This is a genomic window from Limnobacter parvus (assembly GCF_024623725.1).
Lineage (GTDB): Bacteria > Pseudomonadota > Gammaproteobacteria > Burkholderiales > Burkholderiaceae_B > Limnobacter > Limnobacter parvus.
Map to the genome: position 1 here is coordinate 1 of NZ_JANKHG010000022.1, position 1195 is coordinate 1195.

Here is a 1195-nt window from a genome sequence, read left to right on the forward strand (position 1 = left end):
ATTACTTGGTAATTTTGGCAACTACGCCAGCACCTACCGTACGGCCACCTTCGCGAATCGCGAAACGCAGACCTTCTTCCATCGCAATCGGTGCAATCAATTCAACATTGATCGCCACGTTGTCGCCTGGCAGTACCATTTCCTTGTCCGCCGGCAGGCTGATTGAGCCTGTTACGTCGGTTGTACGGAAGTAGAACTGAGGACGGTAGTTGTTGAAGAATGGTGTGTGACGACCGCCTTCATCTTTGCTCAATACATAGATTTCAGCACTGAAGCCTGTGTGTGGCTTGATCGAACCGGGCTTGGCCAATACCTGACCACGCTCTACGTCTTCACGCTTGGTACCACGCAGCAACACACCCACGTTGTCACCAGCCTGACCCTGATCCAGCAGCTTGCGGAACATTTCCACGCCGGTACAGATGGTCTTGACGGTGTCTTTGATACCGACGATTTCAATTTCTTCGCCCACTTTCACAATACCGCGCTCGATACGACCGGTTACTACGGTGCCGCGACCAGAGATGGAGAACACGTCTTCGATTGGCATCAGGAAGGTGCCGTCGATTGCGCGCTCGGGTGTTGGGATGTAGTTGTCCAGTGCTGCGGCCAGTTGCTTGATCGCGCCTTCGCCCAATTCGCCTGTGTCGCCTTCCAGCGCCAGCTTGGCCGAACCTTTTACGATTGGCACGTCGTCGCCTGGGAAGTCGTACTTGGACAGTAGCTCGCGCACTTCCATTTCAACCAGCTCCAGCAATTCTTCGTCGTCAACCATGTCGCACTTGTTCAGGAACACGATGATGTAAGGAACGCCAACCTGGCGGGCCAACAAGATGTGCTCACGAGTTTGTGGCATGGGGCCGTCGGCGGCTGAACACACCAGAATCGCGCCATCCATCTGCGCTGCACCGGTAATCATGTTCTTTACATAGTCAGCGTGACCTGGGCAATCCACGTGTGCGTAGTGACGTGTGTCTGTCTCGTACTCTACGTGGGCTGTGTTGATCGTGATGCCGCGCGCCTTTTCTTCTGGTGCCGCGTCAATCTGGTCGTAGCCTTTGGCTTCACCGTGGCCGCTCAGGCGCGCCAATACTGTTGTGATCGCCGCTGTCAATGTTGTCTTGCCATGGTCTACGTGACCAATCGTTCCAACGTTTACGTGTGGCTTCTTACGCTCAAACTTTTCTTTTGCCAT

Annotated in this window: 1 protein-coding gene; it reads right to left on the reverse strand. The window is 54.4% G+C overall.

The features are described 5' to 3' along the window. Position 1: 1 nt before the first annotated feature. Positions 2-1195, reverse strand: coding sequence for an elongation factor Tu (gene tuf, locus NSP04_RS12580; RefSeq protein ID WP_257512714.1), 1194 nt, complete (start codon positions 1193-1195; stop codon positions 2-4).

What these genes read in the sequence shown, in the direction of transcription:
- tuf (WP_257512714.1), bottom strand. Translation starts at nt 1,195, where the DNA reads ATGGCAAAAGAAAAGTTTGAGCGTAAGAAGCCACACGTAAACGTTGGA.